This is a genomic window from Variovorax humicola (assembly GCF_037889915.1).
Classification (GTDB): Bacteria; Pseudomonadota; Gammaproteobacteria; order Burkholderiales; family Burkholderiaceae_C; genus Variovorax; species Variovorax humicola.
The window spans coordinates 1-19,461 of sequence record NZ_JBBKZV010000016.1; the positions used below are offsets into that span (position 1 = coordinate 1).

Below are 19,461 nucleotides of genomic sequence, written 5' to 3' on the forward strand. Positions count from 1 at the left end.
AACTTCTCGATCAACGCCACCGTCGCGTGGCGCGACGGCACGCCGCGGGCCACGACCGACGGCGGCGGGCATGACCCGCAGTTCTTCGTGCAGGCGCAGAAGAGTTTCTGAAGAAGGCCAGACATGAAGCAATTCAACAAGACTCCGGCGCTGCGGCCGCTCGCAATGTCACTCGTCTGCATGGGATGCGGATCGGCGTTCGCGCAGATCCCGTCGGGCTTTTCGACGACCTCGCCAAACCTCTCGATCGCGGGTGCCAACACTTCTGCGATCGTCGTCACGCAGCAGGGCACAAACGGTGGGCGCGACGTTGCGCAGTGGGCCACTTTCTCGATCGGCGTCGGCGGGTCGGTGGTGTTCAACCAGCCCGGCCCGAAGAGCGTGATCCTGAATCGCGTTCTGGGTGGCGGCGAGTCCAACATCATGGGCACGCTGCGGTCCAACGGCATCGTCTTCCTGGTGAATCCGAGCGGCGTGACGTTCTCGAAGAACTCGACCGTCAACGTGGGTGGCCTGGTGGCGTCGACATTGGCCATCAGCGACACGGATTTCCTGGCCGGCCAGTACAAGTTCGGTGGCGCCGCGGACAGCACCGGGATCGTGACCAACAGCACCACCATCAATGCCGGCTCCAGGGGCACCGTGGCGCTGATCGGCGCGGAGGTGCACAACGACGGCGTCATCAACGTGGCGCAGGGCTCCATCGGTCTCCTGTCGGGGCGCACGGCCCAGATCGGGATCGACGCGAATGGCGACGGGCTGACGACCTTCGCGGTTTCGGCGGACGCGGCCAAGGCGCTGGTCGAGAACAAGGGGACACTGCAGGCCGATGGCGGGCGCATCCAGCTGGTGGCCGGGGTCGACCTGAACGCGGTGGCGCAGACGGTGGTCAACCAGACCGGCACCGTACGCGCGCAGTCGATGAGCGTGCGCAACGGGGAGATCGTGCTGGACGGCGGCACGCAGACCGTTGCCGTCGGCGGCACGGTCGATGCGACCGGGGCGTCGCCGGGGACCAAGGGCGGCACCATCAACATCAACGGCGGCCCCGTCACGGTGACGGGGGTTGTCGACGCGAGCGGTGCGGCGGGCGGGGGCGCGGTGACAGTCGTCGGCAACACAGTGACCGCGGCAGAAGGCAGCAAGCTCAGGGCCGATGCGCTGGCCACGGGCAATGGCGGCACCATCGACGTGATGGGCGTCGATGGCGCTGGCGAAGGCGCCTTTGGCCACGTCGCAGCACACGGCACGATTTCCGCCAAGGGCGCTGGCGATGGCAACGGCGGTGCGATCACCACCTCGGCTTTCCAGGTGACGATCGGCAGCGATGCAGACATCGCGGCGAGCGGCGCCGGCGGGGGCGCCAACGGAAGCTGGAAGGTATCCGGTCAGGGCGACCTGCTCGTGCATCCCGACACGCAAGCGGTGAATCCCACGATCCTCAGTACCGTGGCGGTGGGCACGGTCGGGCGCGCCTTGGGCCGGGGAACCGACGTGACGCTGGAATCCCAGGCCACTGCCGGCCTCGACTCCCCGGGCTTCGGCGTGACCTTCGCGAACGGCACCAACCTGCTCAAGGATGCCGGCGGCACGGCCACCTTCACCGTCAACTCGAAGCGCAGCATCGTGATGAATGACAACACGAGCATCGTGTCGACCAAGGGCGCGCTGAACGTGAACTTCAACTCAGACTCGGCGGGGACCGCCGATCCTGACGTGATCGGGGCTTTTGGCGAATTGCCGCGGCGTGGCGCCATCGTGCTTGGCAGCCAGGTCGGCCCGGGCACGGACTTCGGCACGCCGGGTCCGGCCATCTCGACCAACGGCGGCAACATCAATTTCTATGGCCAGAGCGATCCGGTGAAGGGACGTGCCGTCAGCGACGTCATCCAGGCGGAAGGCGACGTGGCGACCGGTGCCGGGCGGCTGGCTTCGGGCATCGAACTGAATCGCGCCAACCTCTCGACCTGCACTTCCGGCCAGGACGCCTGCGGCGGCAGCGGCAGCATCAGCATGCGCGGCGAAGGCTATACGCGTGTGGCTTTGGCCGACAACGAGAGCACGTTCATGGAGGGCGGCTTCGGCGTCGCATCCTATGGCAGCACGCTCACCACCGGTGCCGGCGCGATCGACATCACGGGGCGCGGCGGCATCAGTGCCGTGGGCGTGGGCTTCACCTCGTTGTTCAACGGCGAGGGGACCGTGGCATCGACGGTGCGCTCCGGCAGCGGCGACATCAACCTGGTCGGCAGCTCGCGCAGTTGGCTCGCGAACGATCCGGTGGCCGACAGCATCACGGTGGGCCCCGGCATTTCCCTCAACAACACGACTGTCGCCACCGGCAGCAATGTCAGGATCGAAGGAACCGCCAGCGACAACAGTGCGCTGATGCTCAACCAGGACTACCTGCAGCGGATCGCGATACCGCCGCCCGAGGGCAACCCGCCCGCCAGCGGGTTCGCTGGCGTCCAGCTTTTCCGCAGCGACATCTCGGCCGGCGTGGGCAAGACGCTGACCGTAACAGGCCAGGCGGGCAGCCGTGACTTCTTCGCGGTCCTGCAGCCCGGCGAGGCGCCGCCGGTGGTGCAGCAGTTCGGCAACCCGACCGCTGTCACCGTGAACGGCGGCAGCTTGACGGCCGAGAGCGGGACGCTGACGATCAACGGGAAGGATGGCAGCGTCCTGTTGCGCGCCGTGTGCTGCAACGCAACCGGCGAAGACAACCCGCCGGGCCTGTCGCTGAGCACGGCGAGCAGCACCGGCCGCGGCGGCGACATCGACATCACGGGCCGAAACATCCAGATCGCGGGCGGGAACGGCGAAGGCTCCGCACCCCTCGTGGTCGACAGCAGCGGCGCCACGGGGGGCGGCACCGTCAACGTCCATGCCAATGCATTCGGCGACGCGCAAAGCAGCGGCGTGCTGGAAATCGACGACCTGAGTACGCTGCGCGTCAACGCCACCGGCGCGGTGGGCAATGCCGGCAGCATCTTCGCGAAGGGCGACAACACCATCAGGGCTTTCGGCACGTTCGAAGCCAAGGGCGGGGCCAACGGCGGCAACGGCGGCATGATCGAAACCTCGGGCGGCGCTTTCGAGGTCGCAGGCATCCGCGTCGATGCCTCCGCGCCGAAGGGCACGGCGGGTACCTGGCTGGTCGACCCCTACGATGTGACCATCAGCCCAGGCGTGGGCACCGGCACGCTGACGAATGGTGAGTTCACCCCGACGGCCGCGTCATCCATTCAGGATACGGACATCAGCAACGCGCTGAACGGCGGCACCGACGTCACGATCAACACGGGTACCGGCGGCCTTGCGATCGACGGCAACATCTTTCTGAATGGCGCGCAGATCCTCTACACCGGCGCCGGCACGCGCACGTTCACGCTCAATGCCAATCGCAGCATCCTCGGCTTCGGCAGCACCATCGCCTCTGCCGACACTGGCGGCCCACTGAACGTCGTGTTCAATGCCGATGCCAACAACAGCGCGGCAACCACGGGCGGCGGCCAGGTCAACTTCGGAGGGTCGATCTACAGCAACGGCGGCAATGTCACGATGAAGGGCGCGTGGGGCCAGCAAGGGAACTTCAATTGCGCCGTCTGCCTCGACTTCGCGCTGATCGACACGCGCGGCGGCAACCAGTCGATCATCGGCACCAACCTCTACACCGGTGGCACGGATGCCAACCCTGGCGGCAACGTGCAGCTGACAGGCCGTAGCGTGGTGCCGGGAAATGATTTCGCCCAGGTCACCGGCGCGGTCGACATCAACGGCACGATCATCTCCACATCGACCGGAAACGTCGACATCTTCGGCAGCAGCCTTTCCAGCAGCGGCATCGCGCTCTACGCCAACGACAACCCAACGGGCATCTTCACCACCAGCGGCGGCATCAGGCTCACGGGCATCGGCAGCTACACCCCCAACAGCTTTGCCGCGCCCGGCCATGGCGTGGTGGTCGGCGGGGTATTCAACACGACCACGCTTGAAACCGTCGATGGAGACATCGACATCAGCGGGCTGCGGCTGGCGGGCGGCGCCCTGTCGGGCGACGGCGTGCACGTCGGTGCCCGGGGATCGATCACCACCACCGGCGCCGGCAACATCACCATCACCGGCGAATCGCAGGGCAACGGTGCCGGCGTGGCCATCGAGCCGGCGGTACCGAACCCGTTCGCCGAGGGGCCGCCGCTGTTCATCGACGGCGGGCGCGTGACCGGCCACAACGTCGTGGTGCTGCGTGCCGCGAACGACGGCAGCACGGACGCGCTGCAGGTGGGCGCGCAGGTCCCCGGCCCCACCGTGAGCGCGGCGACCGTGCTGAACCTGCGCCCCGGCGGCGTCGACCTGCAAGGCCTGCCCGAGGCCTACGTGGCCACGCCGGTCGACCGCACCACCCTCCCGATGTTCCTGGGCGGCACGGCCGCGCAAGGCTTTGCGGTGGGAGCGGACGATCTCGCGTTGCTGCAAGCGCCGACCATCGTGGCGGGCAGCAATGCGCACGCTGGCGACATCAACGTGGTGGGCCCGTTGCTCCTGGCATCGAACCTCACGCTGCAGAACGGTGGCGGCGGCAACATCAACCTGACCGCGCCGGTGTCGGTGCCGCAACTCGGCCTCATCAGCGGCGGCAACATCACGCAGACCGCCGGCGCGCCGATCACGGCGAACAAGCTGCTGGCGACGTCGAGCGGCGGCAACGTGGTGCTGGACAACACGGCCAACAACGTCAGCGCCGACACGGTAGGCGGCGGCGCCGCGGGCAGTTTCACCTATGTCGATGCCGACAGCGTGGCGATCGGCGCGGTCACGGTCACGGGCTTCGATGCGGCCGGCAACCTTCCACAGCCGTTCGCCGCGACCTCGATGGCGGCTGACCAGGTGCTGGTGCGCACCCTGGCTGGCGACCTCGTCCTGGCCACCAATGTGAGCAGCACCACGTCGGCCGACCTGGTCGCCGCGGCCACCTTCCAGAACGCAGGCAGCTTCACCCTCAGCGGCGCGCCGTGGCGCATCTGGGCCAACTCCTGGGTCGGCGAAACGCGCGGCGGCCTGGCCGGATCCGGGCCGCGGCCCAACTACTACAACTGCGCCTACCTCGGCCTGTGCAAGGTGACGGTGTCGCCGACCGACAACCACTTCGTCTACACGCAGCAACCGACGGCCACTGTGATCATCGACAACGCGTCGCGCCAGGCCGGCACGGACAACCCGCCGTTCACGTTCAGCGTGACAGGGCTCATCCTCGGCGATACCAACGCGGCGTTCAGCGGCAACGCAAGTTCAGCGGCCGACCGCACCAGTCCGGCCGGTCTCTATTCGATCGACGGCATCAATTTCGTATCGCTTGCGGGATATGCGTTCAGCGTCGTGCCGGGCCAATTGACGGTGACGCCGGCACCACCACCGCCACCAGTGGAACCACCACCGCCACCCGCGAGACCACCACTGGCGCCGGTCGTCATACGGCGGACGGACTTCACGGCGCTGCCCAAGCCGGACGTGCTGCGCGAGGAACCCACCACGTATGTCTACGACCGCAACCTCGGCCAGGCGCCGATCTGCCTGGCCACCGGCCCGCTCGACGCCGACCGTGCGGAACAGGGCGGCGACATGCTCGCACGCGAATGGTCACGCGTGCGCTCGCGGCCCAACTTGCTGAACTGCGTCAGCACGGAGCGGCGCAACGGCTGCGCGGATTTCTAGACTCGTCCAGCGCGCACCTCGAGCGCGCGCTGCAGGTCGCCTGTGTACGTGCGCAACCCCTGGTGCTCCAGACGCGAATGCGTGTCCGCGAACACGCTGCCGCCGATCGATTGCCAGCGCCGACAGAACGCATAGTCCTCGGTCAGGTAGCGCCCGTTGCCGGGCTCGGCCATCACGTCGAAGAAGCGGTAGTGCGGCCAATCGGCGGCGCGCGTGTCGAGCGAACGGTCGGGCGTGTAGCGCAGTTCCGGCATGGCCGCGGCCAGCCGCGTGAACACCGAGCGCTCGATCAGCATGAAGCCCGTGGGCGCATCCAGCACCTCGACAAAGCCATCCGCATCGACCGTGCGGGCCTGCGCCAAGGCGTTGAGCGGGAACTGCGCGTGCGTCGCTTCGAAGTCGGCGCGCGTGCTGCCCGCGGGCAACGGCGCCTGCAGGCCGTCCACAGGCCATCCATCGGTCTTGAAGGGATAGATGCCGGCCACCACCTCGCGGCCGGCCCTCAGCAGGCGCAATGCAGCCTCGGGCTCGAAGCCGATGTCGGCGTCGATCCAGAACAGATGCGTCCATCGCGTGTCGGCCATGAACTCGGCCACCAGCCTGTTGCGCGCCCGCGTGACCAGGCTGTCGCCGTCGAGAAAGCGCGTCTGCATCGAGAAGCCATGGGTCCACGCCAGGTTGCCCAGCCCGAGCAGGCTGCGCACGTAGATCGACGTGAGCATGCCGCCGTAGTTGGGCGTGGCGATGAAGGGGCGGATGCCTTGGAGTGCGTTCAGGGGGAGCATGCGCCGATCATGCCGACACCGCGACCCGCCGCGTCGACAACAGCGCGCGCAGCTTCGCCGGCGCCACCGGCTTGGTCAGCAGCAAGACGCCTTCCTGGCGCAGGCGCTGCAGCACGTCGGGGCCGGTGGCGCCGGAGATCAGCACGGCCAAGGCTCTGGGCTGCAGGTTGCGGGCGCTGCGGATCACGGTCATGCCGTCGTCGTCGCCGGCCAGTTGCAGGTCGCACAGGATGGCGTCGAACGGGTTGCCGGGCTTGGCCAACAGCGCTTGCGCCTCGGCCGCGGTGGCCACGCAGTCGACGACGCAGCCCCATTGCGACAACAGCGTGCGGCTGCCGTCGAGGATGACCGGGTCGTCGTCCAGCACCAGGCAGTGCAGGCCGGCGAGCGGCGCCGGCGGCTGCGCCTCGGGTACGCGCACCGGCACGGCGACGGCTTCGGCACGCGGCAGCTTGAGCGAGAAGGTGCTGCCGGCCTGCAGGGCGGAGCGCAGCGAGATGCGGGTGCCGAGCAACGCGGCGATGCGCGCGCAAATCGCCAGGCCCAGGCCGAAGCCCTGGCGCCGGTCGCGCTCGGTGTTGGCCACCTGGTAGAACTCCTCGAAGATGCGCGCCTGGTGGATCGGCGCAATGCCCACGCCGTTGTCGCGCACCTCGATGGCAACGCGCTCGCCGCGGCGGCGCGCGACGACCATGACGGTCCGCTCGGGCGCATGCCGGATCGCGTTCGCGACGAGGTTGCCGAGCACGCGCATGAGCAAGGCCGGGTCGCTGCGCACGGCCAGTCCGCGCGGCTTCCAGATCAGCCGCACGTGCGCCTCGGCGGCCTGCGCCGCGTGCTGTGCCGCCAACTGGTCGAACAGCGCCTCCAGCGGCACCGTGGCCATGCTCGGCGTCAACACCTGCGCGTCGAGCCGCGAGATCTCGAGCAAGTCGTCCAGCAGCACGCCCATGAAGCCGGTGCTCTCCTGCAGCCGTTGGATGGCGGGGCGCTGGGAGGCGGTTGCCGTCGGCATCAGGCCGTCGATGAACAGGCCCATGGCATGCAGCGGCTGGCGCAGGTCGTGGCTGGCCGCTGCCAGGAAGCGGGCGCGGGACAGCGCGGCCTGCTCGGCTTCGGCCATGCGCTCCAACGCGACCGAAGTGGCCTCGCGCACGCGTTCCTCGCTGATCTGCTGGTTGCGCTGCAATCGTTCGGCAAGGCGGTTGATGTCATGTGCCAGCCACGCCAGTTCATGCCCGCGCGTGGGCGACTCCTTGCTGCCGACGACTTCGCAGCGCGCGTCGAATTGCCCGGCTTCCAGCTGCGCCACCGTGCGCGAGATGCGGCGCAGCGGGCGCGTCACGGTGCGCGCCATGTGGCGCACCGCGGCCCATGCCAGCAGCAAGGTCAGCAGTGCGATGCCGATGCCTGTCATGAGCGAAATAATCCGTTCCCGCGTGTAGGCGGTGGTGTCGCGGAAGGCCTGCACCAATCCGATCGGGGCCTGCCCGGCCGTGGTCGCGCCTGCGGGCGAGAAGGCCGCGGCCCGCGATGCTTCGCGCAGGGTGACGGGCGCGGTATAGACGCGCAATTGATCGACCGCAGCCGTGTTGCGCCCGGCACTGACGTAGACGCCGGCGCTGTTGCTGATCTCGATGCGCGTGACCTGGCCGCCGCGCAGTGCGGCGTTGGCGACGTTCTGCAGCGCCGGCATGTCGCCCGCGTAAAGGCTCAGGTCCGACATCGCGGCCACTTGCAGTGCCACGGCCTGGCCGTCGGCATTGAAGGCGGCGTCGAGCGCCGAGAGCCGGCTCTGCGTGAACCAGGTGGTGAGTGCCAGCGCGGCGACGGCGCAAGGCACCAGGCCCAGCCGCAGCAAGTCGTGCTGCAGGTTGCCGCGCACCTCCAGCGGCGTGCGCTGTTGCTGCAACGTCGCGGATACGGTGTTGTTCGCCGCGGCGCGGGCGGCCCGGGCGGGGCTGCGGGCCATCATCGAACCGCCAGGACACGTTCGGTCAGCTCGCGCTCGTCGGGCAGGCGCAGGCCCAGCGCCCGCGCAACGGTGGTGTTGACCCGCACCGTGGCCGGCGTGGCAGGTTCGACCAGCGCGGCGCCGCTGCCGCCGCCTGCTGCCACCTTGTTGCCCAGGGCGCGTGCCTGCTTGGCGAGCAGGGTGGGTGTCGATACCGCGGCCGCAAGGCCGCCGGAGCGCACCAGTCCATCGCTCGCGCCGAACACCGGCACGCCGGCCGTCGCGGCAGCGCGCAACACGGCGAGCGTGGCGGCCTGGTCGTTGCCGATCAGGTCGGGCAGTACCAGCAGTGCGTCGCTCTTCGGCAGCAGCGCCTTGATTGCTCCGGCGACCGAGCGTGCATCGGGCGCGTATTCGATCTGCAGGTCCCATCCCGGCGCGGCCCGTTGCACTTCGCGCAGCAAGGGGTCCGATTCGCTCGTGGCGACCATGCCCAGCCGGCGCTTGCGCGGCAGCACCGCGTCCACCAGTGCGATCTGGTCGGCCATGGCCGGGTCGCGCAACAACACGCCGACGCGGCGGTCGATCCGGCGCAGCGCAGGATGGCCCTTGAGGCCTTCATAGTCGAGGCGGCTCAGCATCGCGAGCACCAGCGGTTCAGTGCCGGGCCGGTCCAGCGCGGCCTTTGCGGCATCGAGGCCCACCGCGACGCAGATCGAATCGACCAGGCCGCTGCTGCTGCCATTGGCGTTGGCGTTGCTTCGCGCGCCGCGCGTGCGCACGCCGGCGAGCATCCGGTCGTCTTCCGCACTCGCGGACACGTCGGAGCTCGCGGCCGCGATGGCGACGGCCTCCGCGCCCACGCGCTCGAGCGCGAACCGGCCGCCCGGTTCTTGCGAGTCCTTCAACTGCCGCACAAACTCCGTGTGTGCCGGCAAGTCATCCGCCTGCAATACCGTGATCCCCATTGCGCGCGCCCGCATCGCGGGCAGCGAAGCCAAGGCCAGGCACAGCAACGTGAGCCATACCTTGCAACCGGCCGCGGTAATGGGTTTGGGGAACATGAACTGCACAGCAGTGGTAGTTAAACCCAATGTAAGGAGCGCACTGCGGTTGCGCGATAAGGCAGAGGAGTTATGTCTGCAAGCCCCAAGTTGGGCACCCTGCGGCAGCTTGAAGAAGCATCGGCCAATGGACCTATGGCCAACGCACTAGGGCACGCAAACCCCCTGTATCTGGTCAGCGCGTGGTCAGTCGACGTCAGTGGTCGGCGGCGCTTGCCAGGGCTGCAAGCTGCGCCGCGATGGCCTGCCGCAGCACGCGCGGCGACACCGGCTTGTAGAGCACCGCGACGCCCGCGCTGGCCACCTCGCGCAGCCGGTCGGGCTTGGTCTCGCCGGTCACCAGCAGGCGGGCTGTGCCCACGCCGATGCCGCGTGGATGTCGTTCCAACGCCGCCAGCACATCGAGTCCGTTGTCGCCCTCGCGCAGCAGCAGGTCGCTCACCACCACGTCGGGCGGGCGGTCCCAGTGGTCGGCCAGCGCCAGCGCTTCGTCGCGGCTTTGCGCGGCCATCACGTCGGCGCCCCAGTTCGACAGCACCACCTGCAGGCCTTCGAGGATGGTGCGCTCGTCGTCGATCACCAGCACGCGTACGCCGGCCAGGCTGCTTTCGTTTTCAGGAGTGGTGCCGCCGCTGATCACCGGGGCAGTCGCCTCGGCCGGCAATGCCGAGCGGACCATCACGCGCACGATGGTGCCGCGCCGCGGCACCGAGCTGAGTTCGACGCGCGTGTTGAGCAGAGTCGCCAGGCGTTGTACGGTGGCGAGCCCCAGCCCCATGCCGCGCGCGCCGGCGCTGCGTTGCGGCGCGATTTGAAAGAACTCCTCGAACACCCGCTTCTGGTGTTGCAGCGCGATGCCGACGCCGGTATCGCACACATCGATGCGCACGCCCTTGCCGCGTCGCCGCGCGCCGATCAGCACGCCACCCTCGACCGTATGGCGCAGCGAGTTCGACACCAGGTTGTTCAGGATGCGCGACAGCATCACGTAGTCACTGCGCACCCAGAGGTCGGTCTTGCGCACCACCAGCCGCAGGTTCTGCTGCTCGGCCACGGCGCGGAAGTTGCGGCTGATTTCATCGAACAGGCGGTCCAGCGGGAAGTCGATCCACTGCGGCTGCAGCACGCCCGCATCGAGTTGCGACAGGTTCAGCAGTTCCGAGAAAAGCCGATCGAGCGAATCCACGCATTCCTTGATGTGGCCGATGCGTTGCAGCTTCAGCGGGTCGGTCTCGCCGCTCGAAAGCCCGTCGGAGAACAACGTGAGCGCATGGAGCGGCTGGCGCAAGTCGTGGCTCGCGGCGGCCAGCAGCCGGGTCTTGGCCTGGCTCGCGACTTCGAGTTGCTGGTTCTTGCTGGCCAGTTCTGCCGTGGCCTGGAGGATGCGGCTTTGCAGCAGCCGCTGGCTCTCGACCAGGGCGCGCGCGGCCTGGTTGAAGCCGTGCTGCAGCCGTCGCACTTCGGTCGTGCCCGTGACCTGGACGCTGGCATCCTTGCCGGCGCCCAGTCGGTCCACCGCCTCGCCGAGTTCACGGATCGGCGCACTGATCCGCCGCGCGGCCCACCAAGCCGCCAGCCCGACGCCGATCAGGCTCGCCGCAAGCACCACGAACACGTTGAACCACACGCTGTTCTTGGCCTTCTGCACCGCGTCGAGGCTGATCTCCACCATCACCTTGCCGGTGGGGCTGCCGTCGTCGCTGACGACAGGGGCCACGACCTGCAGGCCTTCCGCCTTGCCCGACTCGGGGCTCGCCGCGTCGGCCACGATCTCGCCGTCGTGGGTCCAGATCTGCACGCGCTGCACCTGCGGCTGCGCGCTGCCGGACTGCGCGGCACGCAACAGGGCACGCCGGTCCATGCGCGCCAGCGGCGTCTGCGCCATGGCCGCCACCTGCAGCGCGACCGTCTGGCCATTGGCCCGCATCAGGTTGTTGACGCTGCCAAGATGCTGCCGGGTCAGCACCGCGATGGCGCCCATCGTGGCGACAATGGCCGGCAGCAAAGCCAGCAAAACCAGTTGCTGCGCCAGCGAAAACCGGGTGAGCATCCGGAGCGCCCGGGCGGGAAGGGCGGGCGAAGGAGAAGGAGCTGCAGCGTCAGGTGTCATCAACTGTTGCAGGTGTCAGGGGATAGTGAAAAACGTCACGAAGTGCTGACCCGGATGGTATTTAATTGTGGTCCCCGCCCTCCCCATTTGACCAGCCCCATGGGTCGGGCCCCTCTGCCGCTCCAACCATCGACCCTTTCATCGCCTCGGTCCGAAGACAGATGCAGGTTTCAATCGTTCGCCACATCGTGCCGATGGTCGCCCATCGCCAGGCCAGTTGGAGGCGCGTGGTCCTCGCCGCCGCGATGGCGTTCTGCCTCGGGTTGCTTGCGGCGGCGCGGCCCGCGTCGGCCGACGGCGCCACCAGCCCGACGGCGCCGGTGCGCTTCGGCATTCTGCCCCTTGGCGGCGCTTTCGAGTCGCGCAATGACTGGGAGCCGCTGCTGGCCGACATGAGCCGTGCGCTGGGCCGGCCGGTGTCGGTGCTGTCGGTCACCTCGTATGAAGCGCTGGAGCGCGCCATAGAGCGCGACGAGGTCGACATGGCTTTCCTGTCCGGCAAGATGGCGCTGGATACCGTCACCCAGCGGCGCATGAAGGTTGTCGCGCAGGTCACGCGCCATGATGGCCTGCCCGGCTACCGCGCAACACTGCTTACGCGCAAGGTTGGCGCGCCGACCACGTTGAAAGAGGTGCTCGACGATCCCGGTCGCTGGCGGCTGGCGCGCGGCGAGAGCCGATCGGTGTCGGGCTTCATCGTGCCGCAGCTTCAACTGTTCTTGCCGAACAAGATCGAGATGGAGACGCGCTTCAGGAGCGAGGTGGTCGGAACGCACCAGACCACCGCGCTCGCGGTCGCCAACGGCGAGGCTGACGTCGCGACCAACAACACCGCCGACTTCGAGCGCTTTACCCAGCAATTCCCGGCCGAGGCGCAGCGCTTGCAGACCGTGTGGCAGTCCGACCTGATCCCGCATGCGCAGATCGTCGTGCGGCGCGAGTACCCGGCAGAGTTCCAGCGCAAGGTCCAGGCGTTCCTCACCCAATACGGCAAGGCGAAAGGCCCGGCTGGCGACAGCGAGCGCGCTACGCTGAAGTCGCTGCATGACCTGGCGGGCTTCCTGGCGGCCGACAATGCGTCGCTGCTGCCCGCGGCCCGGCTGGCCTATCAACTGGCAAAGCAGAACGCGCTGACCGCGCAGTGGGTGAACGAGGCGGCAAAGCAGGCGCGGTTGCAGCGCATCGAGAGCGGGTATGCGCAGCAGTTGGCGGTATTGAAGGAACAGTGACCCGCCTCGCCTCGCGGCACTCCCATCGCCGAAACACAAGCTCCAAGGCAATCGCAAATGACTGATCAATCGACTTTCCGCTATGTCACCTACATCCGCAGCACGCCGTCGGCGTTGTGGCTGGCGCTCACCAGTCCGGAATTCACACGGCAGTACTGGTTCGGCATGGACGTCGTGTGCGACTGGAAGCTCGGTTCGCCCTGGCAATTGCGATTTGACGATGGCCGCATCGCGGACACCGGCGAAATCCTCGAGGTCGATCCGCCCAGGCGCCTCGTCATCCGGTGGCGCAACGAGTTCCGGCCCGAGATGAAAGCCGAGGGCTACTCGCGCTGCACGATGGAACTGGAGCCGATGGACGACGGCACGGTGAAGCTGACCATCACCCACGGCATCCAGCGTGCCGGCTCTGCTTTCATCGAGGCCGTGTCGGACGGCTGGCCGCGCATCCTGTCGAACCTGAAGTCGCTGCTGGAGACCGGGAAGTCGGCGTTGGCCAGCAAGTAGGCGCCATCGGCTGGACTTGGCGCTGAAAGTTGGCAATGGCCTGGAGGCAAGGCGGAGCGCTACCGCGTGGAACAGAACCGCGCAAGACCGATAGGGTCCATGCGGCAATGGGTGCTCGATGGCCCGCCGCGTGGCGAGCAGAGGCGCAGGCCCTTTTCGTAGTCGAGACGCCCCGTTGTAATAAGGGCACGACGGCGACCTTCGGATTCGGCAGTAAGTCACGGGATCTTTCATCGCACGCGAATGTCTGTCCGCATGGCGCCGGTGTCAGTGTGCGCTCGCATACACTGCGGTCGGTCTTGCGACCCGTCGCGTTTCTGCTCTCTCCCTGTGCGACGTGCGCGCAAGCGCTTGACCCGGCTTCGTGCCGGGTTTTTTTATCGAGCCATTCGAGCGTCGGAGCTCCGATCTCCCAGCCCGAGGGCTCGCCGTCGCACGTCCAGGGTTACGCCGGATTCAATCTCAACGGAAGCTTCTGACATTTCATGGCCATCGGTGAATCCTCTCGCGCAGTCGTCAAAGCGGTCGAGGCGACGACCTTGCCGCGACGGCGAACTCGCGGCAGTGCGCCGCGACGTCGCCCCGTGGCGCCCGGTGCGACAAGCAATCCTGCGACGCCTGCTCCTGCATCCCGGTCTCTTCGCAGGAACTGGCGGGCGACGCTGGTCGGCGCCTTGATCGGCTTTCTGATCGTTCTGATGCTCGTCATGAAGTGGCTCCTCGATTTCCAGGTCGCTGCCGCGGCAAAGCGGCACGAGGAAGAGATGGCCGCTCGTGCAGCAGCGGCGCATTGCTTTGAACTGGGGCCGCATCGCGCGGCAGAAGCTTGCCGGGCAGGCGAGAGGATCGACGACCTGTCCGCCCGGTGAAGCGCGGGCTTGCGGCACGGGCTGCCTGAAGGGGGGCAGCACGGCAGGTCGGGTCAAGCCAGGCGAGGCCAGGTCAGGTCAACGGTAATACACCTCCACCCGCCCCTTCAGCTTGATCAGTAGCGGCTTCCCCTTGCGATCGAGCGCGCGCCCGGCGGCTACCTTGATCCAGCCTTCGCTGACGCAATATTCCTCTACGTCGAGTCGCTCCTTGTCGTTGAAGCGGACACCGATGTCACGCTCGAACACGGCGGCGACGTGGTGCGGGCTGCGCGGGTCGATGGAAAGGTGGTCGGGAAGCGGTGGCGGAGTTTGAGCGTCTTCAGTCATGTACACGGATCCTTGATGGGTCCGCTATTTTCGACTACGGGTCGCTGCGAGGCAGCCGTCGACACGCTGAAGCCGGCGGTGGTCTACGAGGTGCTGCGCAGGGAAGGCCCATCCACGGGGGCGCGCACCAGCTTGCTGAGGTCGTAGGGCCGCAGGCATGCCGCCGCCTCTTCCACTGGGCAGTACAGCCAGTCATCGAGCCATCCTTCGCGCAGGAACACCGCACGGCGCTCGCCCGGTTTCTCCTCCGACGGCAATGTGAGCAGCGCGAAGCTCTCCACGCATTCGCCTTCGGGCGAGCGCCAGCCGTTCCAGAGTCCTGCGAGAGCGAGTGGTTGGCCGTCGGCACGCGTCACGCGCACCATGCGTTGGTCGTTCTCGCCCCGACGGTAGAGCGCGTCGGCCAGCACGATACAGCGGTGGCCCCGCTTCCAGGGCTGCAGGAAATCGCGTTCAGCGGCGGCCGATTCGCCACGCGCCTCGAAGGTGGCGGGGTAGTCCCGGTTGTTGGCGAACAGCGGAATGAGCCCCCACCGGCCTTGCGCCGCCTCGTAGCGCGAATCGGGCGACGCACCGCCCCGGTCACCGCGCGGGCGACGCACGAACAAGCCCCGATCGCCCGGCCGAACAAATGGTGCAGGTGCAGCACAGGCCAGTTGGAATCGCTGCTGGTAATGGCGCAGATCTAGCGCGGACTCGTAGACGATCGTCATGTGGTGGGTCGGAGGGGATTCCGGCTCGCGGGTGTGTGAGAGTGTCGCGATTCCGATTTTTACCGAGCCAGGTCGTGCCCGAACCGTCATTGATGCACACAATCCCATACTTTTTGCAGGTGGGCGGTGCACGGCAAGCGGCTTGCGAGAACAAAAGTTCTCCATTCGGTGGAGCAGTTCAAGCGGGCCGCCCGCAAGGTGGCGATGGCGCGCTCAACCAGCGGCTGGACGCTGACCGGCGCGCAAGGCATTCGCAGATCGAGACGGTCGAGCGCTCGATCACGATCGTCATTGCGTCAGATTGTTGATTTGGCAAAGCTTTGTAGCTACTCTTGCCCCGCGCGTTGAATTCTCGCGACGGGTCCAAAACCGACGCCATGCGGCAATTCGCATCGTGCATTGGAGGTTCCGATGATGGCGCGAATCCGGATCCAGCGATGTGTTCTTGCGGCCTGCGTTTGCATCCTCGCCTTGGCGGGCGGGCCTGTAGCCGAGGCGCAGGTTCTGCGATGGTCGAGCCAGGGTGACTTGCAGACACTCGACCCGTATTCGCAGAACGAGCAACTGACCAACTCCATCAATGGCCAAGTCTATGAGACGCTCGTCGGGCGCGACAGGCAATTGAATCTGGTGCCGTCGCTCGCGCTGGACTGGCAACAAGTGAGCCCCACGCTCTGGCAGATGCACCTCAGACCCGGCGTGAAGTTTCACGGTGGGCAGCCCTTCACGGCGGACGACGTCGTTTTTTCCGTCGAACGTGCGAAGGATCCTGCATCGGGCATCCGCGTCTACGCCTCCGCGCTTGGCCAGGTGCGCAAGATCGATGCCCTGACGGTGGAATTCGCACTGGCGCAAGTCAACCCCATATTCCTGGAGCATGCGGCCCTGGTCCAGATGATGAGCAAGTCCTGGTGTGAAGAGCATGATGCGGTGAAGCCCCAGGACTTCAAGGGCAAGGATGTCCGCTATACGACCTTCAATGCGAACGGCACCGGGCCCTACATGCTGGTGTCACGCGAGCCCGATGTGAAGACGGTGTTCAAGCGAAACCCGAACTGGTGGGGGCGCTTCGAAGGCAACGTTCGGGACGTGATCTACACGCCCATCAAGAATGACGCCACGCGCGATGCCGCGCTCTTGTCAGGAGAACTTGATCTGGTGCAAGACCCCGCGCCCCAGGATCTGGACAGGATGCGCTCGACCACCGGGGTGAAGGTGCTCGACGGCGCGGAAAACCGAGTGCTTTTCATTGGCATGGACCAGGCCAGGGACGAACTTCTCTACAGCTCCGTCAAGGGCCGCAATCCGTTCAAGGACGTCCGTGTCCGCCGGGCTCTCTATCACGCGATCGACATCGAGACGCTGCGTACGTCCATCATGCGGGGGCAAGCCATTCCGACCGGGGTGCTGTCCCCCTCGCCCCTTGGCGTTTTCAACGATCCGGAGTTCGAGCGTCGTCTTGCGTTCGATCTGGCCAAGGCGCGAGCCCTGATGGCAGAGGCGGGCTACCCGGATGGATTCGCGGTGACGCTCGACTGCCCGAACAACCGGTACATCAACGACGAGAAGATCTGTCTCGCGCTGGCCGCCATGTGGGCCCGGATCGGAGTGAAGGTGAACGTCAACGCGCAGCCGCGTGCGTTGTTTTTTCCAAAGGCCGAGAAGCTCGACGTGTCGATGTACCTGCTGGGGTGGGGCGGGGCGATCACCGATGAAGAGGTGACCTTGACGCCAGTGCTGCGCTCGCGGGGCGCCAATGGGGTGGGCTATTTCAACTGGGGAGACTACAAGAACCCGAAGCTCGACGAACTCGCCGCCGCTTCATCTGTCGAGCCGGATCCTGGCAAGCGGGCAGCCCTGATCAAGGCGGCGTTGCGCGAACACGGCGAGCAGGTCCATCACATCCCGCTGCATCGCCAGGTCATTCCCTGGGCGATGCGAAGCAATGTCGAGGCGGTGCACCGTCCAGACAACTGGCTGGAGTGGCGCTGGATCAGTGTCAAGTGAGGCGCGCGGCGCTCGACCGCGTCGTCCGGTACCTCAATGGCCGCGGACTACGGCGGCGGGGGGTGCAGTGGAAACAACCGTCACTTGCGCCTCACCCGCCCGCGCCTTCCCCGGCTTGATTTGCCGGCGCCTTTTTGCGGGGACGCCAGACGATTTCGGGGTCCATGAAGGACGGGCATCCGATGAGGCGGTCTCGTTCTTCTGATGCCTTGGCGGAATCAGAAAGAATTCCGCAGGATCGGGGGGGCGCCCAGGCGCGGGATTGGCCGCGCCCTGTGCCGGAGCGCCGCTGAGGGCTGCAGAGGAGCCGGCTGCCGCTTGCGCCGCACTCTTTCGTCGCGCCGAGGCAAAGTTGCCGAGCCTTTCGCGCAAGCCCTTGGCTGCCGGGCCCTGCGCAGTGACCCAGGCAACCGCAGCCGTCAATTGGGCCGCCGCGACAGACGTGCCGGCCAGGCTCTTTTGGGACCCGGTAAAGAATCCTTCGCCATCGCGCTCGCCGGCGCCGTAGGCGTCCGGCCCCCGTCGCATGACCTGGCGCGCATTGCGATCCGAAGGATTGCCCTCGAGGCCCGCGGACGAGTACGGGCTCGCGACATAAGCCGCACTCCCGTGCTTCGTCTCGTCTGCAGCACCCACCACGAACGTGTGCCTGCCGTTGGCCAGCGTTCCCAGCGATCCGCGCGAGTTGAAGTCCTGGCCGTTGCTCACGAACCCGTACTGCGGCCTGAAACCCGCCAACTCTCCGGGCAAGTCGCGCCGCTCTATCCACGCGTCGATCGTCAGTGGTCGGTCGCAGTTGTTGGTCACCGTCAGCTGCCACCGGCCGGCGGGCGCGGACGCCGTGCGCCCCGAATCACGCGTGTGCCCGATCGCGACCAGGACCATACCGCCGTTGCCGTTGGGTATTCTTCGCGCTCCCGTGGCGTTGACCACCACCGCGACCGCGTCGCCGTTGATCGACACTTTGCCGTCCTTGCCCGGCGCAACGCCGTGTGAACTCAGGCCTCCCGGGCCCTCGAGCGTGACGTTCAGGCCCAGATTCTTCTGCGCTGGCGCCAGCTCTGGCATCCATAGCTCCACGAAACTCTCGGTGGTGTCCTGAACATCGATGTCCCAGGCCAACGAGGCAGCGGATGCGGTCGACGCGATGATGCCGCCTGAGGCATCGAGAGTGAAACGCGCATGGCAGGATTTCGGCACGCCCGTGCCGTCGTCAACGACTCTCGCCCCATTGCCTGCGGCCACCACAAGGGTCAGCCGGTCCTTGTACTTCGCATTCGTCGCCAGTTCATCCATCGCGCGCTCCAGGATGGAACTGCCGTCATGGGGTCCGGCGAACGCGCCGAGGCTGAGATTGATGACGATCCTTGCATCGTCGTCTTCGCTCGCATGATCGAGGATGTACTGGATGCCATCGAGTACATACGCGGCTGCCCAGCGTCCACTCGTGTCCCGGAGCGCCGCGTCGGGCAATTGCACATAGATCACGGCGGGTCGGCTGTCTTCGCCGAGCGGGCTGTCGTTGGCCGGGTTTCGCAAGTCGGAAAGGATTGTGCCGAGCACGTGGGTTCCATGCGACCAATCGGAGTCCGCGGGAGTCGCATGCTGCAACTGGCTGTACAGGCTTCTCTCTTCGGCGATCCTTCGCCGGTCGTCGGCGCCCGTCGAACTGTCCAGATCGTCCAGGAGGGAGGCGATGTTGTCGAGCGCGGTCTTTCCCAGTTGGCGACCGTAGCCAGCTTCGGGGACGGCCTCCCAGCGTGGGTCCGCGGCGGACGGGCCTCCCTGGTCCCAGAACAAATCGATGCGGGATTTCGTGCCGGCGCAAAAAGCCCGGTTCGCAAACCCACACGCGCCATCGATCACGCCGACCACCAGCTTCTGGGGGCATCGTGCGTGACGGGGGCCGGACGACGCAGGTGCAGGTGCAGGTGCAGCGGCTGATCGTTGCGCGCCGACCGGCCACATGCCTGGCTCTGCCAATACGAAGTCGGCGATCTCGTTGAGCGCCTCAAGTGCTTCTGCAGTCGCCCTTATCCGCCCTGAGAAGAACCGCGTGCCTTCGATCAAACGTGCTTCCAGCAGCTGGTTGGCGACGAGGTCGGCGAAGTCACACTTTTCATGAAGTTCGCCGACGCAGCGAAGCATGCCTTCGCTCCAGATTGCGGCCGCGATGTATCG

Annotated in this window: 12 protein-coding genes; 5 read left to right on the top strand and 7 right to left on the bottom strand. The window is 67.0% G+C overall.

The features are described 5' to 3' along the window. Positions 1–123 precede the first annotated feature (123 nt). Positions 124–5,712, top strand: a complete 5,589-nt coding sequence (locus tag WKW80_RS22175; RefSeq protein ID WP_340365738.1) for a two-partner secretion domain-containing protein — start codon at positions 124–126, stop codon at positions 5,710–5,712. On the opposite strand, the gene WKW80_RS22180 is transcribed toward WKW80_RS22175, so the two are convergent. From WKW80_RS22180 to WKW80_RS22195, 4 genes are all read right to left on the bottom strand, one after another. Beyond that, positions 5,709–6,497 (bottom strand): hypothetical protein, encoded by a 789-nt coding sequence (locus tag WKW80_RS22180; RefSeq protein ID WP_340365739.1) that lies wholly within the window; start codon positions 6,495–6,497, stop codon positions 5,709–5,711. The genes WKW80_RS22175 and WKW80_RS22180 overlap by 4 nt on opposite strands. Positions 6,498–6,504: 7 nt before the next feature. Next, entirely contained in the window at positions 6,505–8,472 is a 1,968-nt protein-coding gene (locus WKW80_RS22185) for a hybrid sensor histidine kinase/response regulator (RefSeq protein ID WP_340365740.1), read from the bottom strand. Further along, positions 8,469–9,515, bottom strand: a complete 1,047-nt coding sequence (locus WKW80_RS22190) for an ABC transporter substrate-binding protein (protein ID WP_340365741.1) — start codon at positions 9,513–9,515, stop codon at positions 8,469–8,471. The genes WKW80_RS22185 and WKW80_RS22190 overlap by 4 nt, the downstream gene beginning before the upstream one ends. A gap of 196 nt (positions 9,516–9,711) precedes the next feature. Next, positions 9,712–11,565, bottom strand: coding sequence for an ATP-binding response regulator (locus WKW80_RS22195; RefSeq protein WP_340365742.1), 1,854 nt, complete (start codon positions 11,563–11,565; stop codon positions 9,712–9,714). 254 nt (positions 11,566–11,819) lie between these two features. Between WKW80_RS22195 and phnD the strand changes: the two genes are divergently transcribed. From phnD to WKW80_RS22210, 3 genes are all read left to right on the top strand, one after another. Beyond that, entirely contained in the window at positions 11,820–12,854 is a 1,035-nt protein-coding gene (gene phnD, locus WKW80_RS22200; protein WP_422822950.1) for a phosphate/phosphite/phosphonate ABC transporter substrate-binding protein, read from the top strand. Positions 12,855–12,911: 57 nt separating this feature from the next. Beyond that, positions 12,912–13,361: an SRPBCC family protein gene (locus tag WKW80_RS22205; protein ID WP_340365744.1), complete on the top strand. Its 450-nt coding sequence runs from the start codon at positions 12,912–12,914 to the stop codon at positions 13,359–13,361. A 485-nt stretch (positions 13,362–13,846) separates the two neighbouring features. Further along, entirely contained in the window at positions 13,847–14,230 is a 384-nt protein-coding gene (locus tag WKW80_RS22210; protein ID WP_340365745.1) for a hypothetical protein, read from the top strand. Positions 14,231–14,308: 78 nt separating this feature from the next. On the opposite strand, the gene WKW80_RS22215 is transcribed toward WKW80_RS22210, so the two are convergent. Both WKW80_RS22215 and WKW80_RS22220 read right to left on the bottom strand, forming a co-directional pair. Beyond that, positions 14,309–14,560: a DUF3297 family protein gene (locus WKW80_RS22215; RefSeq protein WP_340365746.1), complete on the bottom strand. Its 252-nt coding sequence runs from the start codon at positions 14,558–14,560 to the stop codon at positions 14,309–14,311. 83 nt (positions 14,561–14,643) lie between these two features. Beyond that, positions 14,644–15,273 (bottom strand): SOS response-associated peptidase family protein, encoded by a 630-nt coding sequence (locus WKW80_RS22220; RefSeq protein WP_340365747.1) that lies wholly within the window; start codon positions 15,271–15,273, stop codon positions 14,644–14,646. Between the two features lie 528 nt (positions 15,274–15,801). On the opposite strand from WKW80_RS22220, the gene WKW80_RS22225 reads away from it, so the two are divergent. Continuing rightward, the gene (locus WKW80_RS22225; RefSeq protein WP_422822946.1) at positions 15,802–17,280 is read left to right on the top strand and encodes an ABC transporter substrate-binding protein; all 1,479 of its coding nucleotides are present in this window, start codon (positions 15,802–15,804) and stop codon (positions 17,278–17,280) included. A 33-nt stretch (positions 17,281–17,313) separates the two neighbouring features. Here the strand turns inward: WKW80_RS22225 and WKW80_RS22230 are convergent, their stop codons facing one another. Beyond that, complete coding sequence (locus tag WKW80_RS22230; protein ID WP_340365748.1) at positions 17,314–19,428, bottom strand: S8/S53 family peptidase; 2,115 nt, start codon at positions 19,426–19,428, stop codon at positions 17,314–17,316. Positions 19,429–19,461 lie beyond the last annotated feature (33 nt).

What these genes read in the sequence shown, in the direction of transcription:
- WKW80_RS22175 (WP_340365738.1), top strand. Translation starts at nt 124, where the DNA reads ATGAAGCAATTCAACAAGACTCCGGCGCTGCGGCCGCTCGCAATGTCA.
- WKW80_RS22180 (WP_340365739.1), bottom strand. Translation starts at nt 6,497, where the DNA reads ATGCTCCCCCTGAACGCACTCCAAGGCATCCGCCCCTTCATCGCCACG.
- WKW80_RS22185 (WP_340365740.1), bottom strand. Translation starts at nt 8,472, where the DNA reads ATGATGGCCCGCAGCCCCGCCCGGGCCGCCCGCGCCGCGGCGAACAAC.
- WKW80_RS22190 (WP_340365741.1), bottom strand. Translation starts at nt 9,515, where the DNA reads ATGTTCCCCAAACCCATTACCGCGGCCGGTTGCAAGGTATGGCTCACG.
- WKW80_RS22195 (WP_340365742.1), bottom strand. Translation starts at nt 11,565, where the DNA reads ATGCTCACCCGGTTTTCGCTGGCGCAGCAACTGGTTTTGCTGGCTTTG.
- phnD (WP_422822950.1), top strand. Translation starts at nt 11,820, where the DNA reads ATGGTCGCCCATCGCCAGGCCAGTTGGAGGCGCGTGGTCCTCGCCGCC.
- WKW80_RS22205 (WP_340365744.1), top strand. Translation starts at nt 12,912, where the DNA reads ATGACTGATCAATCGACTTTCCGCTATGTCACCTACATCCGCAGCACG.
- WKW80_RS22210 (WP_340365745.1), top strand. Translation starts at nt 13,847, where the DNA reads ATGGCCATCGGTGAATCCTCTCGCGCAGTCGTCAAAGCGGTCGAGGCG.
- WKW80_RS22215 (WP_340365746.1), bottom strand. Translation starts at nt 14,560, where the DNA reads ATGACTGAAGACGCTCAAACTCCGCCACCGCTTCCCGACCACCTTTCC.
- WKW80_RS22220 (WP_340365747.1), bottom strand. Translation starts at nt 15,273, where the DNA reads ATGACGATCGTCTACGAGTCCGCGCTAGATCTGCGCCATTACCAGCAG.
- WKW80_RS22230 (WP_340365748.1), bottom strand. Translation starts at nt 19,428, where the DNA reads ATGCTTCGCTGCGTCGGCGAACTTCATGAAAAGTGTGACTTCGCCGAC.